General features: G+C 61.8%; 22 protein-coding genes. 6 read left to right on the top strand and 16 right to left on the bottom strand.

Annotated elements, in window-relative coordinates:
- Position 1 precedes the first annotated feature (1 nt).
- From metF to F2982_RS16990, 4 genes are all read right to left on the bottom strand, one after another.
- Positions 2–901, bottom strand: coding sequence for a methylenetetrahydrofolate reductase [NAD(P)H] (metF, locus tag F2982_RS17005; RefSeq protein WP_203428532.1), 900 nt, complete (start codon positions 899–901; stop codon positions 2–4).
- Between the two features lie 3 nt (positions 902–904).
- Positions 905–1,921 (bottom strand): metalloregulator ArsR/SmtB family transcription factor, encoded by a 1,017-nt coding sequence (locus F2982_RS17000; RefSeq protein ID WP_130277978.1) that lies wholly within the window; start codon positions 1,919–1,921, stop codon positions 905–907.
- A gap of 235 nt (positions 1,922–2,156) precedes the next feature.
- Positions 2,157–3,806 carry an energy-dependent translational throttle protein EttA gene (gene ettA, locus F2982_RS16995; protein WP_112715518.1) on the bottom strand — a complete coding sequence of 550 codons (1,650 nt, stop codon included), beginning with the start codon at positions 3,804–3,806 and terminating at the stop codon, positions 2,157–2,159.
- A gap of 136 nt (positions 3,807–3,942) precedes the next feature.
- The gene (locus F2982_RS16990) at positions 3,943–4,671 is read right to left on the bottom strand and encodes a ribonuclease (RefSeq protein WP_199629195.1); all 729 of its coding nucleotides are present in this window, start codon (positions 4,669–4,671) and stop codon (positions 3,943–3,945) included.
- Between the two features lie 152 nt (positions 4,672–4,823).
- Between F2982_RS16990 and F2982_RS16985 the strand changes: the two genes are divergently transcribed.
- The 4 genes from F2982_RS16985 to F2982_RS16970 are packed head-to-tail and all read left to right on the top strand — an operon-like array spanning position 4,824 to position 9,603.
- On the top strand, positions 4,824–5,753 hold the full coding sequence (locus F2982_RS16985) for an alpha/beta hydrolase (RefSeq protein ID WP_203428531.1): 930 nt from the start codon (positions 4,824–4,826) through the stop codon (positions 5,751–5,753).
- Between the two features lie 28 nt (positions 5,754–5,781).
- Complete coding sequence (locus tag F2982_RS16980) at positions 5,782–6,720, top strand: DMT family transporter (RefSeq protein ID WP_130277975.1); 939 nt, start codon at positions 5,782–5,784, stop codon at positions 6,718–6,720.
- A gap of 19 nt (positions 6,721–6,739) precedes the next feature.
- A complete protein-coding gene (locus F2982_RS16975) occupies positions 6,740–7,954 on the top strand; it encodes a CaiB/BaiF CoA-transferase family protein (RefSeq protein ID WP_203428530.1) in 1,215 nt (404 codons plus the stop codon).
- Positions 7,951–9,603, top strand: a complete 1,653-nt coding sequence (locus tag F2982_RS16970) for a thiamine pyrophosphate-binding protein (RefSeq protein WP_203428529.1) — start codon at positions 7,951–7,953, stop codon at positions 9,601–9,603. Before F2982_RS16975 ends, F2982_RS16970 begins: the two co-directional genes overlap by 4 nt.
- 67 nt (positions 9,604–9,670) lie before the next feature.
- Here F2982_RS16970 and F2982_RS16965 read toward each other — a convergent pair whose 3' ends face one another.
- The 3 genes from F2982_RS16965 to F2982_RS16955 form a co-directional block, all read right to left on the bottom strand.
- Positions 9,671–10,015, bottom strand: coding sequence for a RidA family protein (locus tag F2982_RS16965; protein ID WP_203428528.1), 345 nt, complete (start codon positions 10,013–10,015; stop codon positions 9,671–9,673).
- A gap of 58 nt (positions 10,016–10,073) precedes the next feature.
- Positions 10,074–10,412, bottom strand: coding sequence for a TIGR01244 family sulfur transferase (locus F2982_RS16960; RefSeq protein WP_112715530.1), 339 nt, complete (start codon positions 10,410–10,412; stop codon positions 10,074–10,076).
- 68 nt (positions 10,413–10,480) lie between these two features.
- A complete protein-coding gene (locus F2982_RS16955; protein ID WP_203428527.1) occupies positions 10,481–11,320 on the bottom strand; it encodes a DUF4432 family protein in 840 nt (279 codons plus the stop codon).
- Positions 11,321–11,566: 246 nt separating this feature from the next.
- Between F2982_RS16955 and F2982_RS16950 the strand changes: the two genes are divergently transcribed.
- Positions 11,567–12,940 carry a L,D-transpeptidase gene (locus F2982_RS16950; RefSeq protein ID WP_203428526.1) on the top strand — a complete coding sequence of 458 codons (1,374 nt, stop codon included), beginning with the start codon at positions 11,567–11,569 and terminating at the stop codon, positions 12,938–12,940.
- 70 nt (positions 12,941–13,010) lie between these two features.
- On the opposite strand, the gene F2982_RS16945 is transcribed toward F2982_RS16950, so the two are convergent.
- The 9 genes from F2982_RS16945 to F2982_RS16905 form a co-directional block, all read right to left on the bottom strand.
- Positions 13,011–13,724, bottom strand: coding sequence for a ParA family protein (locus F2982_RS16945; protein WP_203428525.1), 714 nt, complete (start codon positions 13,722–13,724; stop codon positions 13,011–13,013).
- 236 nt (positions 13,725–13,960) lie between these two features.
- Positions 13,961–14,338 carry a hypothetical protein gene (locus F2982_RS16940; protein ID WP_203428524.1) on the bottom strand — a complete coding sequence of 126 codons (378 nt, stop codon included), beginning with the start codon at positions 14,336–14,338 and terminating at the stop codon, positions 13,961–13,963.
- 9 nt (positions 14,339–14,347) lie between these two features.
- Positions 14,348–15,499: an iron-containing alcohol dehydrogenase gene (locus tag F2982_RS16935; RefSeq protein ID WP_203428523.1), complete on the bottom strand. Its 1,152-nt coding sequence runs from the start codon at positions 15,497–15,499 to the stop codon at positions 14,348–14,350.
- A complete protein-coding gene (locus tag F2982_RS16930) occupies positions 15,496–16,881 on the bottom strand; it encodes an aldehyde dehydrogenase family protein (RefSeq protein ID WP_203428522.1) in 1,386 nt (461 codons plus the stop codon). The genes F2982_RS16935 and F2982_RS16930 overlap by 4 nt, the downstream gene beginning before the upstream one ends.
- Before the next feature lie 16 nt (positions 16,882–16,897).
- On the bottom strand, positions 16,898–17,311 hold the full coding sequence (locus F2982_RS16925; protein WP_203428521.1) for a type II toxin-antitoxin system VapC family toxin: 414 nt from the start codon (positions 17,309–17,311) through the stop codon (positions 16,898–16,900).
- Complete coding sequence (locus F2982_RS16920) at positions 17,304–17,780, bottom strand: helix-turn-helix domain-containing protein (protein WP_203428520.1); 477 nt, start codon at positions 17,778–17,780, stop codon at positions 17,304–17,306. Before F2982_RS16920 ends, F2982_RS16925 begins: the two co-directional genes overlap by 8 nt.
- Positions 17,781–17,858: 78 nt before the next feature.
- Complete coding sequence (locus F2982_RS16915; RefSeq protein WP_130277965.1) at positions 17,859–19,226, bottom strand: glutamine synthetase family protein; 1,368 nt, start codon at positions 19,224–19,226, stop codon at positions 17,859–17,861.
- A gap of 150 nt (positions 19,227–19,376) precedes the next feature.
- A complete protein-coding gene (locus F2982_RS16910; protein ID WP_112715550.1) occupies positions 19,377–20,924 on the bottom strand; it encodes an amino acid permease in 1,548 nt (515 codons plus the stop codon).
- A gap of 121 nt (positions 20,925–21,045) precedes the next feature.
- Positions 21,046–21,813 carry an N-formylglutamate amidohydrolase gene (locus tag F2982_RS16905; protein WP_203428519.1) on the bottom strand — a complete coding sequence of 256 codons (768 nt, stop codon included), beginning with the start codon at positions 21,811–21,813 and terminating at the stop codon, positions 21,046–21,048.
- Between the two features lie 216 nt (positions 21,814–22,029).
- On the opposite strand from F2982_RS16905, the gene F2982_RS16900 reads away from it, so the two are divergent.
- Positions 22,030–22,902 carry a MurR/RpiR family transcriptional regulator gene (locus tag F2982_RS16900; RefSeq protein ID WP_025555491.1) on the top strand — a complete coding sequence of 291 codons (873 nt, stop codon included), beginning with the start codon at positions 22,030–22,032 and terminating at the stop codon, positions 22,900–22,902.
- The last annotated feature ends 89 nt before the right edge of the window (positions 22,903–22,991 follow it).

The raw sequence follows: 22,991 nt of genomic DNA, 5'->3' as shown, positions 1-22,991 counted from the left end.
ATCAGGCAGCCGCGCCCTCGGCCTTGGTCTCGCCTCGGCGGAAACCGAGATTGGTGAGAACCGCCGAAACCAGCGGCGAACGGTTCATCGTATAGAGATGAAATTCGTGCAGCCCGCGGCGCACCAGATCCTCGATCTGCTCGGCAGCCACATCGGCCGCCACCTTGGCGCGCTCTTCCGGCTTGTCGTCGAGGCCGGCGAAACGCTCGTCGAGGAAAGCCGGGATGACGGTGCCGCAGGCGCCGGCAAAGCGCTTCAGCTGCGTCAGGTTGAGGATCGGCATGATGCCGGGCACGATTGGCATCTTCACGCCAGCCGCCCGCACCTTCTCGAGGTATCGCTCGAAATTGTCGTTATCGAAGAAGAACTGCGTCAGCGCCCGGTTGGCGCCGTTATCGGCCTTGCGCTTCAGCATGTCGATATCGGCGGAAACATCCTTGCTCTCGGGATGCTTCTCCGGATAGGCCGAAACCGAGATCTCGAAATCGCCGATCTCGCGAAGACCTGCGACCAGCTCGGAGGCATTGGCATAGCCGCCCGGATGGGGCTGATAGGGCGCACCGGCGCCGCCGGGCGCATCGCCGCGCAGCGCCACGAAATGCTTGACGCCCGCCTTGCGGAAATTGTCGATGACCTGATGCGTCTCTTCCTTCGTCGCACCGACGCAGGTGAGATGCGAGGCGGTCGCAAGCGGCGTCTCGTTGAGGAAGCGCGTGACCGCGGTCAGCGTCGGCGCCTTGGTGGTGCCGCCGGCGCCATAGGTCACCGAGACGAAATCCGGATTCCAGTCCTGCAGCTCGCTCACGGCCTTCCAGAGCTGTCCTTCCATCTCTTCCGACTTCGGCGGGAAGAACTCGAAGGAAATGCCGATATCGCGGCGGCTACCAGTGTTCAAAGTCATAAATCAAACCTCCCCGGCCAATACTGTACCGGCGCTTTCGGATGCCATAAGGCGCCGCGGATCGCGCGCGAGCCAGATCGTGACCGTGAGGCCCTTCTCGCCCGGCTGACCCGGATGAAGATCAACGGCCTGCTCGACATCGAGCCCCGCTTTGCGCAGCCAGTCGGACATCGACTGATGCGAGAAACCGAGACGGACATGGGCATGCTCGTCGCGAAGATATTCGAGCCCGTGCGGGGCCAGATCGATGACCATCAGCCGCCCGCCGGGCGCCAGCATGCGCGCCGCCTCGTTGATGGCGATTTCGGGCTGATCGAAGAAATGCAGGACCTGGTGGATGGTCACCAGATCGAAATCCTGGCCCTCGAAGGGCAGGTTCAGGATATCGGCATGGCGCACCGACGCCTTGGTGATCCCCGACTTGTCGAGATTGGCGCGGGCGACGCTCAGCATGTCGCGGCTGGCATCAACGCCGATCGCCCGCCGGTAAAGCCCCGAGAGCAGCTGCAGGATGCGGCCGGTGCCGGTGCCGAGATCGAGCAGCGAATGGATCGGCTGATTGCCGATCAGCTTGATGACGGCGGCATCGACCTCTTCGTCGGCGGCATGCAGGCGGCGCAGCTCGTCCCATTCGGCGGCGTTGCGGCTGAAATAGGCCTGCGCCCGCTCGGCGCGCTGGCGCTTGACCGACGACAGCCGCTCGCCGTCGCGCAGAATGACAGGATCGTTCTCGGAGGAATGCTGCAGCAGCATGCGCACCAGAGACGCCGCCTTGCCCTCCTGCTTCAGCCGGAAATAGGCCCAGGCGCCTTCCTGATAACGATCGATCAGCTCGGCCTCGCCAAGCAGCTTCAGGTGCCGGGAAATGCGGGGCTGCGACTGGCCGAGAATTTCGGTAAGATCGGTCACCGTCAGGTCACCGGCGGCCAGCAGCGCCAGAAGACGCAGACGCGTCGGCTCACCTGCCGCCTTCAAGACGTCAACGAGCGCATCCAATCCAAGCCTGACAGGTTCAGCCATATTCGACCCAATCAACATATAAAGATATCTTTATGTGATTTGAGAAACCGTGGCAAGCGTCAATCGCGGCTATTCACGAAATTTGCTGGCCGGATAGCGACTTGGACGGGTGGCGTGATTGTCGAGGGCTGCGCTTCTCGGGGGCGCGGCTTGAGGCGGCACTCTCCTCTCTCATCCCCCAAAACAAAAGCCCCGGCACAAAGGCCGGGGCTCGCATCAAACAGGCTCAAAAACCTCAGCGCGTCAGGCGCTTGTAGGCCTGGCTGCCCGGGTTCAGCGCATCGGGGCCGAGGCGGCGGACCTTGTCTTCTTCGTAGTCCTCGAAGTTGCCTTCGAACCATTCGACATGGCCGTCACCTTCGAAGGCGAGGATATGCGTCGCCAGGCGGTCGAGGAACATGCGATCGTGGCTGATGATGATGGCGCAGCCGGCGAAGTTTTCGAGCGCGCTTTCCAGCGCACCGAGCGTTTCCGTGTCGAGGTCGTTGGTCGGTTCGTCGAGGAGAAGAACGTTGCCGCCGGCCTTCAGCATCTTGGCGAGATGCACGCGGTTACGCTGACCGCCCGAGAGGTTGCCGACCTTCTGCTGCTGGTCACCGCCCTTGAAGTTGAAGGCGCCGCAATAGGCGCGCGAGTTCATGTCGAACTTGCCGAGCTTGATGACTTCGGCGCCGCCGGAGATTTCTTCCCAGACGGTCTTGTCGGCGTTCAGCGCATCGCGGCTCTGGTCGACATAGCCGAGATGCACGGTTTCACCGATGCGGATAGAACCCTCATCCGGGGTTTCCTGGCCGGTGATCATCTTGAAGAGCGTCGACTTGCCGGCGCCGTTCGGGCCGATGATGCCGACGATGCCGCCCGGCGGCAGCTTGATCGACAGGTCGTTGATCAGCGTGCGGCCGTCAAAGCCCTTCTTGATGCCTTCGAGCTCGATGACCACCTGGCCGAGACGCTCGGAGACCGGGATGATGATCTGCGCATCGCCGGGACGGATGTTCTCGGCCGCATCGACCAGCTGTTCGTAGGCCTTGATACGGGCCTTGGACTTGGCCTGGCGAGCCTTCGGGCTGGAGGCGATCCATTCCTGTTCGCGCGACAGCGCCTTCTGGCGGCCGGCTTCTTCGCGGGCTTCCTGCTGCATGCGCTTGGCCTTGGCCGTCAGGTAGGCAGAATAGTTGCCTTCGTACGGAATGCCGCGGCCACGGTCGAGCTCCAGGATCCAGCCGGTGACGTTGTCGAGGAAGTAGCGGTCGTGGGTGATCATCATCACGGCGCCCGGATAATCGCGCAGGTGCTTTTCCAGCCAGGCGATGGTCTCAGCGTCGAGATGGTTGGTCGGTTCGTCGAGTAGCAGCAGATCCGGCTGCGACAGGAGCAGGCGGCAGAGCGCGATACGGCGGCGTTCACCACCCGAGAGATTGGTGACCTCGGCATCCTTCGGCGGGCAGCGCAGCGCTTCCATCGCCATCTCGACCTGCTGTTCGAGATCCCAGAGGTTCTGGCTGTCGATGATGTCCTGGAGCTTGGCGCCCTCTTCCGCCGTCTCGTCGGAATAGTTCATCATCAGCTCGTTGTAGCGGTCGAGCACGGCCTGCTTGTCGGCAACGCCTTCCATGACGTTTTCGAACGCGGTCTTGCTTGGATCGAGCTTCGGCTCCTGTTCGAGGTAGCCGACGGTCGCACCTTCGGCGAGCCAGGCTTCACCGGTATATTCCTTGTCCTGACCGGCGATGATGCGCAGAACGGTCGACTTACCGGCACCGTTCGGGCCGAGAATACCGATTTTGGCGTCCGGGTAGAACGACAGGTTGACGTTTTCGAGGATCTTCTTGGCGCCGTAAGACTTGTTAAGTCCCGACATATGATAAATGAACTGACGTGCCATGTGTGAACTGCTCCAGGCGCAAACTTTAAAACCGTGCCGCTATGTAGGCGAAACGGGCGCGCCGGGCAACGCCGAAACCGGTATTGCTACCGGATTTCGGGCCTCACGATTGCGTCCCTGCCAGATTTAGCGGCGCCTAGAAGCCTGCCGCATCGACGATCCCCTCGTTGCAGCCGAACGACGTCCGCCCTGCACCCTGGATCAGCTTGCCGAGACCGGCGTTCATATCCGTCACCGCATCCTGCGAGAGGCCGATCGTCAGCTCGCTGATGACGCGCACCCCGCCTGCCCTGCGGCAGCTCATCTTGACGCGGTCGCTGGCGCCAGCGCCGAAACTCTTGTCGAACGCCGCCTTGATCTGCTCGGCGGTCACCATCTTGCCGGTGTTGGCGGCGAAGAGATCGCGCACCGCCGAGCCGTTGAGATCGCCCATCAGCCGCACCGCCGTGCCGAAATAGGCGTCGGCAGAAAGCTTCGTGCAGGTGCCGTGCTTGGTCCATTCATGGCGCTCCAGCGCCGATTGCGTTCCCGGCATCGCCTTGGCGAGTGCCGCCGCATTCTCGGGCGTCAGCTTGACCTCGGGAAGCGAGCGCCAGTCGCCATCCTTGTCGGCCGCCTGCTGATCTCCGGGAACTCCGCAGTAATTCTGCCGCATCGGCCAGAGGCCGTGCAGCGAAAAGTTCGTCGCATCGTAGCGCTCGGCCGTCTGGCTGGCGCATTCGGCTTTCTTCTGGTTGGTCTGGCAGAAGGCCGGCTGCCAGCTGGCGGCGAGAATGAAGCGGGTGCGCCCCTCCTGCGCCATCGCCGAACCGGCGGAGAAACCCGACAATGCAAGCATCACGGCAACAACAAGGAACCTGCTCATCTCCACCCTCTGAAAATAGAACAATACACGAACAAATAAGCATGAAGCTCGCCTCCCCGCAACCCTGAATCGCATGAATTTCCCCTGCATATCGTCGCAGCGACGCTTGCATTTGCCGCCCGATCTGCTCTGGTACCGGCCGGGAGGACCGAATGTTTTCGCAAACACAATGGCTTAAGAGACCGGACGCAACGCTTGCCTTTCACCATGCGGCGGCAGAGGGCACGGCACGCGCCATCCTCATGGTCTGCCACGGCCTTGCCGAACATTCGAAACGATACGCGCGCTTCGCCGCGGCGATGGCCGCCCGCGGCTATCACGTCTTCGCCCACGACCACCGCGGCCACGGCGAAACGACGGCGCCCGATGCGCCGATCGGCCAGTTCGCAAGACGGAACGGCGTAACCCGCGTGCAGGAGGATGTTGTCGCCATGCGCGATCACGCCGCCGGCCTCTATCCCGGCCTGCCCGTCATCCTCTTCGGTCATTCGATGGGCGGACTGATCGCGCTCAACACGGCGGTCTCCTACCCCGAAAAATTCAACGCCGTCGCCGTCTGGAATTCCAACTTCGCCGTCGGCGCGGCGGGTCGCGCCGCCCACGCCATCCTGCTTGCCGAAAAGGCCCTGAAGGGCTCGGATGTGCCGAGCGGCCTCCTGCCGAAGCTGACCTTTGCCGCCTGGGGCAAGGCCATCCCCGGCCACCGCACCGCCTTCGACTGGCTGTCGCACGATCCCAGTGAAGTCGATGCATATATCGCCGATCCGCTCTGCGGCTTCGATGCCTCGGTATCGCTGTGGCTCGACATCTTCGAGCTGACCTTCCGGGCGCCGAAGACCGAGCATCTGAACCGGCTGCCGAAATCCCTACCGATCCATCTTGTCGGCGGCGGGCAGGATCCAGCAACCGAGCACGGGAAAGCCGTAAGATGGCTGTCAAACCATTTGAAACGGCATGGCTTCTCCCGTATCACCACTGAAATATATCAGGACGCCCGGCACGAGACACTGAACGACACCGGCGCCGCGGCGGCCATCTCGGCCTTCGCCGATTGGTGCGATGGCGTGACGGCACGTTCCTGAGAGCCCCGCAGACAAGAATGGTACGGCAATGAAGACGACAGCATCCTCCGAAGTCACCATGGGCCTGATGCTCATGCTTCTCTCGGTGCTGTTCTCGCCGCTGATCGATATCTTCGCCAAGCTGGCGATCGCCACCGTGCCGTCTGCCGAGATCACCGCGGCGCGCTTCGCCGTCCAGGCGATCTGCATGCTGCCCGTCGTCATCTGGCGCAAAAACCTCGCCGATCTCTCGTGGAAGCAGACCTTCTATCACGCGATCCGCGGGATCATCATGACCATCTCGATGATCTCCTTCGTCGCCACGCTGAAATACATGTCGGTCGCCGATGCGATCGCCATCTTCTTCGTCGAGCCGATCATCCTGACGATCCTCAGCAGCATCTTCCTCGGCGAAGCCATCGGCTGGCGGCGCTACACGGCCTGCGGCGTCGGCTTCTTCGGGGCGATCCTGATCATCCAGCCGAGCTTCCAGGAAGTCGGCTTCGTCGCGCTTCTCCCCGTCGTCAGCGCCGTCTGCATCGCCATCTCGGCGATGATGAATCGGGCGCTGGCGCAGCGCGAGGACCCCTGGGTCATGCAGTTCCAGATGGGCCTCTGGGGCCTCTTCTTCTGCTGCATCATTCTCTATATCGGCGAAAGCAGCGGCTCGGATGTGTTCGATCCGGTCATGCCCTCGGCGCTTGCCTTCTTCTATCTCGCCGGCGTCGGCGTCATGGCGGCGATCGCCGGCATTCTCGGCGTCTATGCCTATCGCGCCGCCCCCGCCTCGACGCTGGCGCCGCTGCAATATTTCGAGATCGTCTCGGCGACGATCTTCGCCTGGCTGGTCTTCGGCGATTTCCCGGATGCGCTGAAATGGCTCGGCATCCTGATCATCATCGCGTCCGGCCTCTACATCATCTGGCGCGAGCGGCGCTTTGCATCCAAGCCCGTATCCGATACATCTGAGGCAACACGGGCGCCGTAAAACCGCCCGCGGGAGGAACATGACGGCCACCAGCAAAAAGCCGCCGCTTGATGGCATTAGGGTGATCGAGCTCGCCCGCGTGCTCGCCGGCCCCTGGGCCGGGCAGATGCTGGCCGATCTCGGCGCCGATGTCATCAAGGTCGAAAATCCCGAAGGCGGTGACGATACCCGCCACTGGGGCCCGCCCTTCGTCGAGGGCGCGGACGGCGAAAACCTCTCGGCCGCCTATTACCATTCGACAAACCGCAACAAGCGCTCGATCACCGCCGACCTGAAGACCGAAGAGGGACAGGCGCTGGTGCGCCGTCTCGCGGCAACGGCCGACGTGCTGATCGAGAATTTCAAGCTCGGCGGCCTCGTCAAATACGGGCTGGATTACGAGAGTCTGCGCAAGATCAATCCGAAGCTCGTCTATTGCTCGATCACCGGCTTCGGCCAGACCGGCCCCTATGCCAATCTCGCCGGCTACGATTACATCGTCCAGGGCATGTCCGGCTTCATGTCGATCACCGGCGAACCCGAGGGCCAGCCGATGAAGGCGGGCGTGGCGATCGCCGATATCTTCACCGGCATCTACGCCGTCTCGGCGATCGAGGCAGCGCTGATTCACGCGCTGAAGACAGGCGAGGGCCAGCTCGTCGACATGGCGCTGCTCGATGTCCAGTCCGCCGTGCTCGCCAACCAGAACATGAACTATCTCGTCGGCGGCCAGGCGCCGGTGCGGCTCGGCAATGCCCATCCGAATATCTCGCCCTATGAGGTGATCCCGGCTGCCGATGGCTATCTCATCCTCGCCGTCGGCAATGACGGCCAGTTCCGCCGCCTCTGCACCATTCTCGGTCTCGAGGGTATCGGCGAAGATGAGCGCTTCGCCACCAACAAGGCCCGTGTCGCAAATCGCGATGAAGTCCGCCGCCTTGTCTCCGGCAAGACGCTGAACTGGCCGAAGGCCGATCTTCTGCGGGCCTGCGAGGAAAACGCAGTGCCAGCCGGCGCCATCAATACGATCGAGGAAATGTTTGCCGATCCGCAGGTGATCGCCCGCGGGCTGCGCATCGATCTTGCCGACACCGCCGGGACAATGATCCCTGGTGTCAGAACCCCTGTGGTTCTGTCGGAAACACCGCTACGTTACGAAAGACCGAGCCCGCGCCTCGGCGAGCACCAGGAGGAGGTGCTGGCCGAACTCGAAGCGCTGGAGCAGTCGATAAAAGGGAGGACAACGGCATCATGAAGAAATCGGGTGGAGAACTGATCGTCGAAGCGTTGAAGGCCAATGGGGTCACCCGCCTCTCCTGCGTTCCCGGCGAGAGCTTCCTCGCCGTTCTCGATGCCCTTCACGACAGCGATATCGAGGTCGTCGTCTGCCGCCAGGAAGGTGGCGCGGCGATGATGGCCGATTGCTGGGGGCGGCTGACCGGCGAGCCCGGCATCTGCATGGTCACCCGCGGCCCCGGCGCCACCAATGCCTCGGCGGGCCTGCATATCGCCCGCCAGGATTCGATCCCGATGATCCTGTTCATCGGCCAGGTGCAGCGCGATGCCCGCGAGCGCGAAGCCTTCCAGGAAGTCGAGTTCCGCCGGGCGCTGACCGAATATGCCAAGTGGGTCGGCGAGATCGACGATGCCGCCCGCATCCCTGAATTCGTCACCCGCGCCTTCGCGATCGCCACCTCCGGCCGCCCCGGCCCCGTCGTCCTGTCACTGCCCGAGGACATGCTGCGCGATGAGGTGGAAGCGCCCCGTGCGCGGGCCTATTCGCGCGTCGCCGCCTATCCGGGCCGCCGCCAGATCGACGATTTCTACATGCGGCTCCTGAAAGCCGAGCGTCCCCTGGTGATCCTCGGTGGCACCCGCTGGGATGCCGATGCGGTCGCCGATTTCCGCGCCTTCGCCGAGCGATTCAAGCTGCCGGTCGGCTGCTCCTTCCGCCGCCAGATGCTGTTCGACCACCTGCATCCCTCCTATGCCGGCGATGTCGGCATCGGCATCAACCCGGCGCTCGCCAGGGAAATCAAGGAAAGCGATCTGCTGATCCTGCTCGGCAGCCGCATGTCGGAAATGCCGTCATCGGGTTACACGCTGATCGACATCCCCTATCCGGCACAGCAGCTCGTCCACATCTATCCGGATCCTTCCGAGCTCGGCCGCATCTACCGGCCGGATCTGGCAATCGCCGCCTCGCCGCAGGATTTCGTCGATGCGCTTGCCGATCTCGAAGCCCCCGCCGAACCGCACTGGGCTGAACGCACCGAGCGCATGCACCAGAGCTATCTCGCATGGACGAAGCCGCCGCAGACTGGCCCCGGCAATGTCCATATGGGCCCGATCATGGACTGGATCGAAGGCAATACCCGCGCCGATACGATCTTCACCAACGGCGCCGGAAACTACGCCACCTGGCTGCACCGCTTCCACCGCTTCCGCCAGTTCAACACCCAGGCGGCCCCGACATCCGGCTCGATGGGCTACGGCCTGCCTGCCGCGGTCGCCGCCAAGGCGCTGTTTCCCGAGCGCGAGGTGATCTGCTTTGCCGGTGACGGCTGCTTCATGATGCACGGCCAGGAGTTCGCCACCGCCGTCCGTTACAATCTGCCGATCATCGTGCTGGTCATCAACAACGGCATCTACGGCACGATCCGCATGCATCAGGAGCGCGAATATCCTGGCCGCGTTAGCGGCACCGATCTCACCAACCCCGATTTCGCAGCGCTGGCCCGCGCCTATGGCGGCCATGGCGAGACGGTGGAGACCACAGCCGATTTTGTCCCCGCCTTTGAACGGGCCCGTGCCAGCGGCAAGCCGGCGATTATCGAGATCAAGCTCGATCCGGAAGCCATCACACCGGCGCGGACGCTGACGCAGATCCGGACGAAGAGCTGAGAACCCGCCAAACAAAAAAGCCGGTGGGCGAGCCCACCGGCTTCGGATTTCGGAAACAGCCGAAATATCAGTCGATAGCCGCGGTGACGATGAACTCGACCTTGTACTTCGGAGCGGCCAGCTTGGCTTCGCTGGTGGCGCGGGCCGGGGTGTTGGCCGGGTCGACCCAGGCTTCCCAGGCAGCGTTCATTTCGGCGAAATCGGCAATGTCGGAGAGGTAGATCAGCGTCTGCAGGATCTTAGACTTGTTCGAGCCGGAAGCTGCCAGCAGCCGGTCGACTTCGGCAAGAGCAGCCTTGCACTGATCGGTGACGGTCTCACCTTCCGCAACCTGGCCGGCGAGATAGACGGTGTTGCCGTGGACGACGGCGCCGCTCATGCGGGGACCGGGGCCGATGCGCTTGATGCTCATGGTTTTCTCCTGAGTTTTTTATGGAATGAAGGGCGCGGAAGCTGGCCGCGCCGGGATATCAGCCGCGAAGGTGATGGCTCTTCTGATAGGTCGCCGTCGAGCGGGCGCCGGAACGGCAGTAGCCGAGCATCGGACGCGGGAATTCGTCGAGCGCATCGACCATGCCGGCAACCGCTTCCTCGGTCACGCCCATCGGGCCGACAGGCACGTGAGCGATGTCGAGGCCAAGCTCCTTGGCGCGCGCTTCGATCACCGAAAACGGCGTCTGGTCCGGGCTTTCGCCATCGGGACGGTGGCAGACGATCGACTTGAAGCCGAGCGCCTTGATCTGATCGAGATCCTCGACCGAGATCTGGCCGGAAACCGAATATTCGTCGTCGATCGGGCGGATGTCCATCGCGAATGCCTCCTGAAAATGAACGGCAGAAGCTCTACGATGCGTAACCGCGAGCGTCAACAACTCGCTCATAGAAAGGCGAAGGTCAGCCCATAGCTGCGGCTCTCGCCCGGCTTCAGCATGTTGAACTCGCCTGCCGCTTCCAGCTCGCCGCGCGAGACCCAGCGATGCGTCACCGGCTCGATACCGAGAATATGGGCAGACCCCTTCTGGTTCCGCCAGACCTGCAGGTAAGGCAGCGTATCGGCGCGCATGCGAACCCTGAGCGTGCGGCCATGGACCGCCTTCATCGGCCCGAGCCGCACCTCGGCATAGCCGCTGTCCGTCGCCGGCGCCTCGACGCAGAAGATACCGCCGAGTTCCTCGCCAAAGGTCCAGGGAAAACCGCCGCCCTCGAGCATCTTGCCTTCCAGCCGCGTCCCCTCGTCGAACCATTTGCCGCCGACATTCATATGATACATCAGGAAGGTCGGCACCGTCTGGTCACTGGTATTGACCACCTTGTCCTCCAGCGAAACCTCGCCGGTCGCGCCATCGATCGTCCAGAGCCGCTCGATGCGCTGAGGAAGTCCCTCGACGGTGACAAGATCGATATCGGCGCGGCACTCGGCATTGCCGTTCTCGAACTTGGTCCACAACACCGTCGCCTTGTGGCCGGAAACCGAGCCGTGCAGCGGATAGATCGCCCCATCGGTTCGGCCGGGGATTGGCTCGCGGTGGCGAATGTGATCAGGGCCGCAGGTAAACAGGAAGCCTTCGAGCGAATGGTCGATGCGCGGATCGCCATCATCGGGGATCGCCCGCTTCGGCGAAATATCAACGCCATCGACGACGCAGGCGCCGATATCCATGACCGACGTTTCATCCAGCATCAGGCGCGGCCCTTTGGCGGCAGCAAATTCGATCATGGCAATCCTCCCCTGTATCAAAACAGCCGTAGGGTTAGGGGTGGCGCAAGCTTTCGTCAATCACGCTGCGCGCAATTGCCCACAACCGGCAATCAACTCGGAACCGTCGAGGCAAACCAAACGTTTAGCCTCACGCAAGTGATCACGGATATTTTCATAATTTGTTCAGTACGAATTCATAAATTCCACACTAGCGTCAAAATTCGCGGGTGTGTGTCGGCCCAGTCACTGGTTGAGGTGTGAGACGTGAATCGCATTTTGAAATATGGCCTGTCGCTCGCCGCCGTCATTCTGGCCGTCACTTCGGTGATACCGGAAGCGCAAGCGCAGCAATGGGGTGGCCGCGGCCAGCGCGATGTCGTCATGGTAACGCCTGACGGCCAGATCGTCGATTACATCCCGCCCGGCGCCGACGTCTATTATTCCCGTGACCGGAGCGGCAACCGCGTTCTTGTCGACAGCTACGGCCGGATCGTCGCCACCGAAATGCGCTCGCGCGGCTATTACCCGGCAGCGCCCTCGCGCGATCCCTATAACAACGACCCCTATAATGCCGAGAACGGCGACCACAGCCGCTACGGCAGCACCCGCTATATCGAGCGCGGCGCCGTGACCGGCTCGATCCCGCGCGATGCGAGCATCGACCGCCAGCCGCTCGACCAGCCCTATCCCGATCAGCAGAACGGCGACTACGCTTCGATCGACCCCGATCAGCAGGCGCCGCAGGTTGAGCAGCCGCGCACTCCCGAAGAGCCTACGATTACCCTGAAGGGCAAGTCGAAGCCGGAGATCGTTGCGCTGCAGGTCTTCCTCGACCGCGCCGGCATATCGCCTGGCGTCATCGACGGCCACATGGGCTCGAACGTCACCAAGGCGATCTACGCCTACAACCAGATGACCGGCGAAAATCTGGATCCGAACAATACGGACGCGATCCTCGAGCAGCTGCGCCTTTCCGGCGGCCTGCCCGTCGTCAGCTACACGATCACCCCCTCGGATGCCGCCGGCCCCTATGTCGCGGAAATTCCCGAGGACTACGCCCACAAGGCGCTGCTTCCGTCCCTCGCCTACACTTCCACCACCGAGGCCCTGGCCGAGCGCTTCCACATGGACGAAGCCTTCCTGAAGGAAATGAACCCCGGCGTGGATTTCACCGTCCCCGGCACGATCATCAAGGTCGTCAATCCCGGCGACCCGAAGACCGGCACGGTGGCCAAGATCCTCGCCGACAAGGCCAAGAAGCAGGTCTTCGCCTATGACGATGCCGGCAATCTCATCGCCGCCTACCCGGCCTCGATCGGCTCTTCCGACACACCCTCGCCTTCGGGCACGGTGACAGTCGATCGCGTCGCGCTGAACCCCGGCTATACCTACAACCCGAAGATCAACTTCCAGCAGGGCGCCAACGACAAGGTGCTCAACATCCCGCCAGGCCCGAACGGCCCGGTCGGTACGGTCTGGATCGCGCTCTCCAAGCCGACCTACGGCATTCATGGCACGCCGGAACCCTCGAAGATCGGCCGTACCCAGAGCCACGGCTGTATTCGCCTAACCAACTGGGATGCCACCGAGCTCGCCAAGATGGTCAAGCCCGGCGTCACCGTCGAATTCGTCGACTGACCATTCACAATTGCACAAATAAAAAAGCCGCCGGTCTCCCGGCGGCTTTTTTGTTGTGACGTTTTGCCGATCAGGCAGCGTCGCGCATCAGCAGGCCAGAGAGGCGAGCCGCGATCGGCAGCTTCACCGGCAGCTTGCGCATCATTTCCTCGGCAAAACAGAGAGCGTTCTCGCGCGCCTTGTCGAGATTGGAAACGCGGGTCGCGTCCATGGTCGCGAGCGTGCCGCCGACATCGAAGATATCGCGGAAGGCAGAGCGTTCGATGATCGCCGTATCGAGAACCGGAACATGACGCTCGTTGAGCAGCGCCTTGACGAGCTGCAGCGCGCGGGTGGTGACCATCGAGTTGACGCGGGTGAGAACGACCGAATGGCCGATCTTGATGCCTGCCTTCTCGTCAAGATACTGCAGCAGCTCCAGAACCTGCGCACCGCCGCGGGCATCCATGGCACAGCCCTGGATCGGGATCAGCACGTGGTCGGAAAGACCGACAGCGGTGGCGAGCAGCGGATTGCGCGCGCCCGGCAGGTCGATGATGAAGTAATCGGTATTCGCCTTGTTCTCGCTGATATGCTGCGGCAGCGATGCGGAGGTGACGAAATCGATGACGGAAACGTTGTGGACGTTGCCGGAAATCTCATGCCAGCGCGAAATCCAGTGCTGCGGATCGGCGTCGAGAATGGTGACGCGATATCCCTTGCGCGCAAGCTCGGTTGCCAGCAGCAGCACGGCCGTGGTCTTGCCGGCGCCGCCCTTGGTATTTGCAAAAGTAATGACTGGCATATCAGGTCCTCGAATGGAAAAGCCGCGAGCCGGTATCGCTCTCTTACGCACTTTTCGATTCATCGTGCGGTTAATGCATCCTTTCCAATCGCGGTTAACAAAACCTAAACAGACAGCCCGAAATTGCAGCCTGCATTTCTCACATCCCTAGAATTCAGGATGTCTGCGGACAAAAAAAGCCCGGAAAGCCTGCGCTTTCCGGGCCAGCTGGTTGGTCCGCCTTATAAGCCTTCCGTTCAGATCTTGCTGCACGCTCCGACATCGGCAGGCCGCACGCGGCCCGCCTTCAGGTCGGCAAGCTGAGGAATCGACGGGTCGCGCCCGCCGATCGTGGCTTCATAGACCGCGCGGTTCATCTTGATCATCCGCCCGCTCGTGGTGAAGCCCACCATGCCGTTGCCGCCGGAATAGGCGGAGCTCGCCCTCAGGCGGCAGAAGAACTTGCTGCCACCCTTGGAAACGACCCAGCCGAGAGCACCGGATTTCCCCTGCCCCATCGGGCCGACGGCATAACCCTGCTTGCCCAGTGCGGAGAAAGATTCGGCATGAGCGGCTGGCGCCCCGAGGACCGCCAGCACAACGCCCAGAACTGCATATCGAAACGAACGACTCATCTGATCCCCTTAGAAGCAATCCCTAAACAACGCCTTGGTGTTTTCGAGCGTCATCGGAACAGGATTGCCGCCGGCACTCGGGTCTTCGATCGCCATGGCCGAGAGTTCGTCGATCCTGTCGGGCGCGATTCCCATCGCCGAGAGGCTTTCCGGCACGCCGAGCTCGGAGCGCAGTTTCAGCACATAGTCGTAGAAGCCATCGAAGCCGCCGGAAATGCCGAGATAAGCCGCCGCACGGGCGATCTTGTCCTCGATCACGGCGCGGTTGAAGCGCAGCACGGCCGGCATGACGACGGCATTGGTCATGCCGTGGTGGGTGTTGTAGACGGCACCGATCGGGTGCGACAGCGCGTGAATGGCGCCGAGACCCTTCTGAAATGCGACGGCGCCCATGGCAGCTGCCGACATCATGTTGGCGCGGGCTTCCAGATCCGTGCCCTCCTTGTAGGCGCGCGGCAGGAATTCCTTGACGAGGCGCATGCCTTCAAGCGCGATACCCGCCGACATCGGATGGTAGAAGGGCGAGGAATAAGCTTCCAGGCAATGCGCGAAGGCATCCATGCCGGTGCCGGCGGTGATGATCTTCGGCATGCCGACCGTCAGTTCCGGATCGGAAATGACGACGCCGGGCAGGAACTTCGGATGGAAGATGATCTTCTTCACATGCGTCGCCGAATTGGTGATGACGCTGGCGCGGCCCACTTCCGAGCCGGTACCAGCCGTCGTCGGCACGGCAACGATCGGCGCAATGCCTTCGATGCTGGCGCGCGTCCACCAGTCGCCGATATCCTCGAAGTCCCAGACCGGGCGCGTCTGGCCGGCCATGAAGGCCACGCACTTGCCGAGATCGAGACCGGAGCCGCCGCCGAAGGCGACGACGCCGTCATGACCGCCATCCTTGAAGGCCTTGACACCGGCTTCGAGGTTCTTCTCGTTCGGGTTCGGATCGACATCGGCGAAAATGGCGCGGCCGAGACCGGCGTCTTCGAGAATGTCGAGCGCGTTCTTGGTGATCGCCATCGAGGCGAGGCCCCGATCGGTGACCAGCAGCGGCTTCTTCATGCCGAGGCTCTTGCAGGCGTCGGCGAGCTCCTTGATGCGGCCGCGGCCGAGCTTGACCGCTGTCGGGTAGCTCCAGTTGGCTGTGATGTTGCTGCTCATGCTGTAACTTTCTTCAGGTGATAGGATTTCGGACGCGTCAGGTTCTGGAAGCCGATGATCGACAGCGAGCCGCCGCGACCGGTTTCCTTGACGCCGGTCCAGCAAAGCGCCGGATCCAGATAGTCGGCGCGGTTCATGAAGACCGTTCCGGTTTCGATTTCGCGGCCGAGGCGCCCTGCCCGTTCGGCATCCTTGGTCCAGAGCGAGGCGGTCAGGCCGTACTGACTGTCATTCATCAGCGCCAGCGCCTCCTCATCGGACTTGACCTTCATGATGCCGACGGCCGGACCGAAGGTTTCTTCGCGCATGAACTCCATCGAATGATCGACGTTCACAAGGATCTGCGGAGCGAGATAGGCGCCGCCATCGTCCTGCGGGAAGAGCTTCGGATCGACCAGCGCCTTGGCACCCTTGGAAACCGCATCGGCGATCTGCTCGCGCACCACCTTGGCAAAGCGCTTGTTCGCCATCGGGCCGAGAGAGGTCTCGGGATCGAGCGGATTGCCGAGCTTGTAGTTCGACACCCAGGCGACCGACTTCTCCACGAAAGAGTCATAGAGCGACTCGTGCACATAGATGCGCTCGATACCGCAGCAGCACTGACCGGAATTGTAGGTCGCGCCATCCATCAGCGTATCGACGGCAGCGTCGAGATCGGCATCTTCCATGACATAGCCCGGATCCTTGCCGCCGAGCTCGAGGCCGAGACCGGTGAAGGTGCCGGCTGCCGCCCGCTCCATCGAACGTCCACCTTCGACCGAACCGGTGAAGTTGACGAAATTGAAGCTGCCGGCAGCGATCAGCGCCGAAGTCGTCTGGTGATCGAGGACGGCATTCTGGAAAACATCCTCGGGAACGCCGGCTTCGACAAAGGCCTGCACCAACCGCTCTCCGACCAGTAGCGTCTGCGACGCATGCTTCAGCACCACGGTATTGCCGGCCATCAGCGCCGGAGCGATCGTGTTGATCGCCGTCATGTAGGGATAGTTCCACGGCGCCACGACGAAGACGACGCCATGCGCTTCGCGCTCGATGCGGCGCTCGAACTTGTCGCTCTCCTCGACGACGAGTGGCGCCAGTGCTTCCGCCGCGATCGACGCAACATAGTTGGAGCGCTCGTTGAAGCCCTTGTACTCACCGCCATAACGGATCGGACGGCCCATCTGCCAGGCGATCTCGGGAACGACCACGTCGGACATCTCGTTAAGACGCGCGACACCCTTCAGCACCAGTTGAACGCGGTCTTCGAGCGGACGCTTGGCCCAGCTTTTCTGCGCCTTGCGCGCGCGGGCCACGGCTTCCTTCGCCGCCTCCAGCGAGAGCGCCGGACGCTCCGCGTAAACCGATCCATCGACCGGCGATATGCATTGGATAATAGTCATCAGTTATGCTCCAGACTTAACAGGCCAGCGTGCGGACATGCCCCGCAGCGCCATAGGAAAGAATTGCGCGATCGCGCGTGATGATCGTCAGGTCGTTTTCCCGCGCGGTCGCGATCAGGATGCGATCTGCGGGATCGTTGTGAACGGGCCGCGGCAAAAAGGACGACACGACAAGCGCGTGCAGGGAAACATCGGCAGTCTGCGCACCAATCATATCGACAGCATCTTGAAACCAGGACATAGCATCTTTCGTTGTTGGCAAACGGCCTTTGCTGATCAATATACCGATCTCCCACGCCGACATTGATGAAACGAACAGGCTACGCTTTTCACGTCCACGACTAAGTGCAACGTTCGCATCTCTGCTTAGTGGCGTTCCCTCGACAAGCCAAAGAACTGCACAAGTATCGAGCAGAAAGCGGTCAGTCATCGTCGTAGACTTTACCCCAATCAGGATCGGCAGGCGCGGTCAGATCGACTCCCGGCATGATGGTCAGCGTCCCCTTCATGCATCCCCACGCGGGGTGCACTTCCAGCAGCGTCCCATCGTCCAGTTCCATCCAGCGCTTGCCATCCTTGTAGATGACATCGTCCTCCGTAAACATCTTCACCGGCGGCTCATCCAGCTCCCCCGGATTGGCGCCCGCACTTTCATAGCCCGCCTGCTTCTTCTCGGCGAACCCGGCGAGGTCACCGCGCCGATGCGCCGCAACCTCATCCAAGGGAACGCCGATATAATCGGCGATCTGGTCCTGCTCCTCAGCGCTCATCTTCCGTTCGCCGTTCAGCATGCGCGACACCGCGCTCGGATCAAGCCCCATGAAACGGGCCATATCGCGAAGCGAGGAGCCGCGCTCCGAGAGCTTTTCATAGAACCAAGCGCTGTCGATCACACCCATGTCGATCTCCTCTGAAAACGCAGATCACATTAGCATAATGCGACCAACGCAACAATCAGAGCGAGTGTTGCGATTATCTCAAGCCCTTTCGAACCCTCTCGCCACCTCCCAGTCCGTGATGCGGCGGTCGTATTCCTCCTGCTCCCATTCGGCAGCGCGGGTATAGTGGTCGATGACGTCGTCGCCGAAGGCGCTGCGCAGCATCTTCGACTTGGTCATCGCCGTGGTAGCCGAGCGCAGCGTCCGCGGGATCTCGCGCACCTTGCGTGCGCCATAGGCATCTCCCACGAAGGGCGCTTCGAGTTCAAGCTTGTTCTCGATGCCGTCGATGCCTGCGGCAATCAGCGCGGCGAAGGCGAGATAGGGATTGAGATCGGAGCCGCCGACGCGGCATTCGATGCGGATCGCCTTGGTGCCGTCGCCGCAGAGGCGGTATCCGGCGGTGCGGTTGTCCTTGCTCCAGATCGCCTTGGTCGGCGCGAACGTGCCGGCCATGAAGCGCTTGTAGGAGTTGATGTAGGGCGCCAGGAAATAGGTGATCTCGCTCGCATGGGCGAGCAGGCCGGCGACATACTGCTCCATCAGCTTCGACATGCCGTACTTGCCCTTCTCGTCGAAGAACAGCGGCTTGCCGTCGAGGCTCCAGAGCGACTGATGGATATGCGACGAGCTGCCGGCTGCGTTGTAATGCCACTTGGCGAGGAACGTGATGGCCTTGCCCTTCGACCACGCGATTTCCTTGCAGCCGTTCTTGATGATCGTATGGCGGTCGGCCATCGTCAAAGCCTCGGCATAGCGGACGTTGATCTCTTCCTGACCGGCAGATGCCTCGCCCTTCGAGTTCTCCACCGGGATTTCCGCCCCCTGCAGGCCGGTGCGGATCGCCCGCATCACTTCCTCTTCCTTGGTCGTCTGGAAGATGTGGTAGTCCTCGTTATAGGCGCTGGCGAGCTTCAGGTTTCGATAACCGGACGCATGAGCCGATTCATAGGTCTGGTCGAACAGGAAGAATTCGAGCTCCGAAGCCATGAACGGCTTCATGCCCATCGCCTCCAGGCGCTTCACCTGCTTCTTCAGGATGGCGCGCGGCGAATGCGGCACTTCCTCATGCGTATGGTGATCGAGCAGGTCGCAGAGAACGAGCGCCGTGCCCTCGAGCCAGGGAATGCGGCGCAGCGTCGAAAGGTCCGGCTTCATCGTATAGTCGCCGTAGCCCTTTTCCCAGCTCGTAGCCTTGTAGCCGGAGACCGTCTCCATCTCCATGTCGGTCGCAACGAGATAGTTGCAGCTATGCGTTTCCTTCCAAGCGCTGTCGAGGAAGTATTCGGCCTGGAAGCGCTTGCCCATCAGGCGGCCCTGCATGTCGATCTGGCACGCCAGAACCGTATCGATGCGGCCCTCGGCCACGTCCTTCTTGAGATCGTCGAGAGTATAGCTGGTCGTCATCTTTTACCCGCCTGCTTCTTTTGAATTGAGAATTCGGAACAACGAAAGGGCATGCAGCGGCAGGCGATGCCTGCCCGATGCTTTTTCATTGAACCGGGGATGGGGCCGCGTGCGCCGCGGCCCCGCCATTCGAGAGGGAAGCCTCTGGCCTTAGTGCTGGCCGACAGCCTTTTCGGCAGCGGCGATCTCCGCCTGACGGCGCGCCACTTCGTCGCCGATCGGCGGGCCCTTGAAGCGGCGCTTCTCGAAGCCGAACCAGACGATGCCGGTCAGAACGAGGAAGCCGACCGTCACGTAGAGAGCCGGACCATTCGGCGGCTGAACGCCGAGGATGAAGATCAGGATCATGGCGAGAACGGTCAGAACCGCAAAGAGCTTGAAGACGCCTTCGCCGAGGTTCCACGGACCCATCTTGTCCCACTTCGACGTACCCCAGGCGAAGAGACCGAGCGTGATCGGGATCGCGAAGGAGAAGAACAGGAAGATGACCGTGCACGAGACGACGATCGTATAAACCGGCGTGTCACCGATCGAAACCAGCGAAGAGCCCCAGACGAACAGCACCGAGAGGATCGAACCCGTCCAGATCGCAGCAACCGGCGTGCGGTATTTCGGGCTGACCTTGGCGAGCGCCTTGGAAGCCGGAAGGCCACCGTCACGCGAGAAGGCGAAGATCATGCGCGAAACGGACGTCACCGTCGCAAGGCCGCACAGCCACTGGCTGACGAGGATTGCGAAATAGAGGATGTCCTTGACGACAGGATTGACCTGCGCGTCCATCGCCCAGAAGAACACGTTCCAGCCCTGCTTTGCAGCATCGTCCATGTTCGGCAGCATGAGGACGAAGGAGCACAGCATGATGTAGCCGAACAGCGCCGACCAAAGGACCGACGAAACCATGCCGCGCGGAACCGAGTGAGCCGCCTTGACGGTTTCTTCCGACGTATGGGCCGAAGCGTCATAGCCGGTGATCGTGTAGATCGGCAGCAGCAGACCGAGCAGGAACACCCAGGCGCCCGATGTCGCCGGCCAGACGTTGCCGCCCGCTTCGCCGGAATAGTTGGCGAAGGTGAAGAGGCGGCCGATCTCGTAGGACGGTGCGGCAAACAGGCAAACGGCCGAAAGCACGATGGCCGTTGCGAAGATCAGGTAGCCCGAGAAGTCCGTGAGCTTTGCCGTCAGGCCGATGCCCATGTGGTTCACGAGCGCCTGTGCGCCGGTGATGACGATGAGGAAGACGATGCGGACCGCAGTCGTATCCGTCAGGCCGAAATAGCTGGTGCCGAAGGAACCCATGAAGAAGTAGTAGGTGCCGACGTTGATGGCGCCGAGAACGGTGACCAGACCGAGCAGGTTGAACCATGCGGTCAGCCAGCCGGTGAAGCGGTTGCCGAGGATCGAACCCCAGTGATAGAGGCCGCCGGCCGTCGGATAGGCAGAGCTGATCTGCGCCATCGCCACGGCGAAGACGAGCGATACGAAGCAGCCGATCGGCCAGCCGATGCCGATTGCCGCGCCGCCTGCACCTGCCGTGGCCTGTGCCAGCGAATTGATGCCGCCGGAGAGAATGCAAATAATCGAGAATGACACTGCGAAGTTCGAGAACGAGCTCATCCGCCGTTCAAGTTCCTGGGCATAGCCCATGGAATGCAGGACGCTCATATCCTGCTTTTTATCCAGATCGGTATAGTCAGACATGACTTCCCCCTGTTAGCGATCGGCCGCGGGATTGCGGTCGATCCTGTGCCAAATTGTCCGTGGCATTTGCCATCGGACGTCCGCAGCTAAGCTGCTCCCTGGGGCCGTTTTCTTTTTATAGTCAGCCTTCCAGACACTGCTGGAGAAGCCCTGTGAGATAGTCGGCCATGACCCCTTGACCGGCATCGTCATTGATAAGGTCGTTGCGGACCTCGATCATTACATTGCGGAACCCGTTGGAAACCCCATGCAGGATGAGCGTATGCGTCACGCCATCTGCAGGGCCGTAGGGTTCATTGCGTTCTGTCTTGTAGAGCGGCGCATCGGCCGCAGCCGTCAGCATCTTGTCCGCGAGGCGGCTGTCGGCATCGTGCAGGATACCGAGCTCGACTGCACGCGGCTTGCCGTTGAAGACAGGCGTAAAACTGTGGATTGTGACAACCACGCTCTCCTGCCCCCTCGCCTTGCGCTCGGCAATGAGCTCGCGCACGGCATTGTGAAAGGGAATGTAGAGCGCTTCGGTACGCGCCTGCCGCTGTTCGGAAGTGAGTCCCTGGTTGCCGGGAATGGCGTAGATTTCGCTCTTCTCCGGCATTGCGCCCGGCGCTTCCGGCGGCCGGTTGCAATCGTAGATCAGACGAGAAAAACGCTGGTAGACGAGCGTCGCATCCAGCGCTGACGAAATCCCTCGCGCCACCGCCAGAGCGCCCGGATCCCAGGCGATGTGGCTTTCCAGTGCATCCTTCGAAAGGCCGAGATCGCCGAAGGCTTCCGGCAGGGTCCGCGACGCGTGTTCACAGATGACGAGCACCGGGCTCTTGCCGCCGCGCCGCTCGATGCCGGCGCAACTTCCTTCTGCTTCGCTTAGGACCTTGAACTCGTTGAGCACGTGGGCTGCGCCTCGCCAGATGGCTTTATAAAAAAATTAATAAGAAAAGAATTCTTCAGCTTTTCCACACTGTCAAGCGCGCTCTGAAAATTTCTTTTCATGACAATGGTTGACATGGATTGTGACAGCGTTGTTAACTTTGAGTGGGAAAGTGGCACCTGACGCAAAGGGAAAGCGTCGGGATCAAAACAAGCCATTCCCGGGGAGCAAGATCGAGTGAACGCCGCGTCGAAGACGGTCTCGGACGTAATCCATTCGCATTTCGACGTGCTGACGCGCGCCGAGAAGCAATTGGCCGAAAGTCTGCTGGACAACTACCCGGTCTCAGGACTGGGCAGTATCACGACCATTGCCGAAAATGCCGGCGTTTCCACGCCCACGGTCGTGCGCATGGTCCAGAAGCTCGGCTTCAAGGGATATCCGGATTTCCAGGCGCACCTGCATCAGGAAGTCGAGGCGACGATCTCCAATCCGATCGCCAAGCATGACCGTTGGGCCTCGAATGCGCCGGGCACTCACATTCTCAATCGCTTCGCCGATGCCATCATCGGCAATCTGCGCCAGACGCTCGGCGATCTCGACACCGCGACCTTCGATAGCGTCGCCTCGCTGCTGTCGGACCGCAAGCGCGGCCTCTATTTCGTCGGCGGCCGCATCACCGGCGCGCTCGCCGAGTATTTCTTCACCCATATGCAGGTCATCCGGCCGAACACCGCCCTGCTCTCCTCCAATTCATCGAGCTGGCCGCAATACGTTCTCAATATGAACGCCGGCGACCTCCTGATCATTTTCGACATCCGCCGCTACGAGCAGGAGATGGTGAGCCTGGCACAGGCAGCGCGCAAGCGCGGCGCCGAGATCATCGTCTTCACCGACCAGTGGGGATCGCCCGCCGCCAAGCTCGCCAGGCACGCCTTTCGCGTCCAGATCGAGGCGCCGTCGGCCTGGGATTCATCCGTCGTCACTCTCTTCATTGTCGAGGCGCTGATCGAAGCGGTCCAGAGCTCGACATGGGACGAAACGAAGGAGCGCATGAAAACGCTGGAGGGTCTGTTCGAACAGACCAGGCTCTTCCGCAAACTTGGGTAAGAGGGAAAGGGGCAAGATTAAATAAAATCAATGAAGGCGCAGACAAAATAGAGCGGCGTGTCGCAAACGGAACAGCACCGGCAACCGCC

This window comes from Rhizobium sp. BG4 (genome assembly GCF_016864575.1).
In the GTDB taxonomy this organism is placed as follows: domain Bacteria; phylum Pseudomonadota; class Alphaproteobacteria; order Rhizobiales; family Rhizobiaceae; genus Rhizobium.
The sequence above is the reverse complement of the archived record's forward strand: the minus strand, read 5'-3'. Positions and strand labels throughout refer to the sequence as shown.

Coding starts and splice junctions, on each gene's coding strand:
- metF (WP_203428532.1), bottom strand. CDS start 901: ATGACTTTGAACACTGGTAGCCGCCGCGATATCGGCATTTCCTTCGAG.
- F2982_RS17000 (WP_130277978.1), bottom strand. CDS start 1,921: ATGGCTGAACCTGTCAGGCTTGGATTGGATGCGCTCGTTGACGTCTTG.
- ettA (WP_112715518.1), bottom strand. CDS start 3,806: ATGGCACGTCAGTTCATTTATCATATGTCGGGACTTAACAAGTCTTAC.
- F2982_RS16990 (WP_199629195.1), bottom strand. CDS start 4,671: ATGAGCAGGTTCCTTGTTGTTGCCGTGATGCTTGCATTGTCGGGTTTC.
- F2982_RS16985 (WP_203428531.1), top strand. CDS start 4,824: ATGTTTTCGCAAACACAATGGCTTAAGAGACCGGACGCAACGCTTGCC.
- F2982_RS16980 (WP_130277975.1), top strand. CDS start 5,782: ATGAAGACGACAGCATCCTCCGAAGTCACCATGGGCCTGATGCTCATG.
- F2982_RS16975 (WP_203428530.1), top strand. CDS start 6,740: ATGACGGCCACCAGCAAAAAGCCGCCGCTTGATGGCATTAGGGTGATC.
- F2982_RS16970 (WP_203428529.1), top strand. CDS start 7,951: ATGAAGAAATCGGGTGGAGAACTGATCGTCGAAGCGTTGAAGGCCAAT.
- F2982_RS16965 (WP_203428528.1), bottom strand. CDS start 10,015: ATGAGCATCAAGCGCATCGGCCCCGGTCCCCGCATGAGCGGCGCCGTC.
- F2982_RS16960 (WP_112715530.1), bottom strand. CDS start 10,412: ATGGACATCCGCCCGATCGACGACGAATATTCGGTTTCCGGCCAGATC.
- F2982_RS16955 (WP_203428527.1), bottom strand. CDS start 11,320: ATGATCGAATTTGCTGCCGCCAAAGGGCCGCGCCTGATGCTGGATGAA.
- F2982_RS16945 (WP_203428525.1), bottom strand. CDS start 13,724: ATGCCAGTCATTACTTTTGCAAATACCAAGGGCGGCGCCGGCAAGACC.
- F2982_RS16940 (WP_203428524.1), bottom strand. CDS start 14,338: ATGAGTCGTTCGTTTCGATATGCAGTTCTGGGCGTTGTGCTGGCGGTC.
- F2982_RS16935 (WP_203428523.1), bottom strand. CDS start 15,499: ATGAGCAGCAACATCACAGCCAACTGGAGCTACCCGACAGCGGTCAAG.
- F2982_RS16930 (WP_203428522.1), bottom strand. CDS start 16,881: ATGACTATTATCCAATGCATATCGCCGGTCGATGGATCGGTTTACGCG.
- F2982_RS16925 (WP_203428521.1), bottom strand. CDS start 17,311: ATGACTGACCGCTTTCTGCTCGATACTTGTGCAGTTCTTTGGCTTGTC.
- F2982_RS16920 (WP_203428520.1), bottom strand. CDS start 17,780: ATGGGTGTGATCGACAGCGCTTGGTTCTATGAAAAGCTCTCGGAGCGC.
- F2982_RS16915 (WP_130277965.1), bottom strand. CDS start 19,226: ATGACGACCAGCTATACTCTCGACGATCTCAAGAAGGACGTGGCCGAG.
- F2982_RS16910 (WP_112715550.1), bottom strand. CDS start 20,924: ATGTCTGACTATACCGATCTGGATAAAAAGCAGGATATGAGCGTCCTG.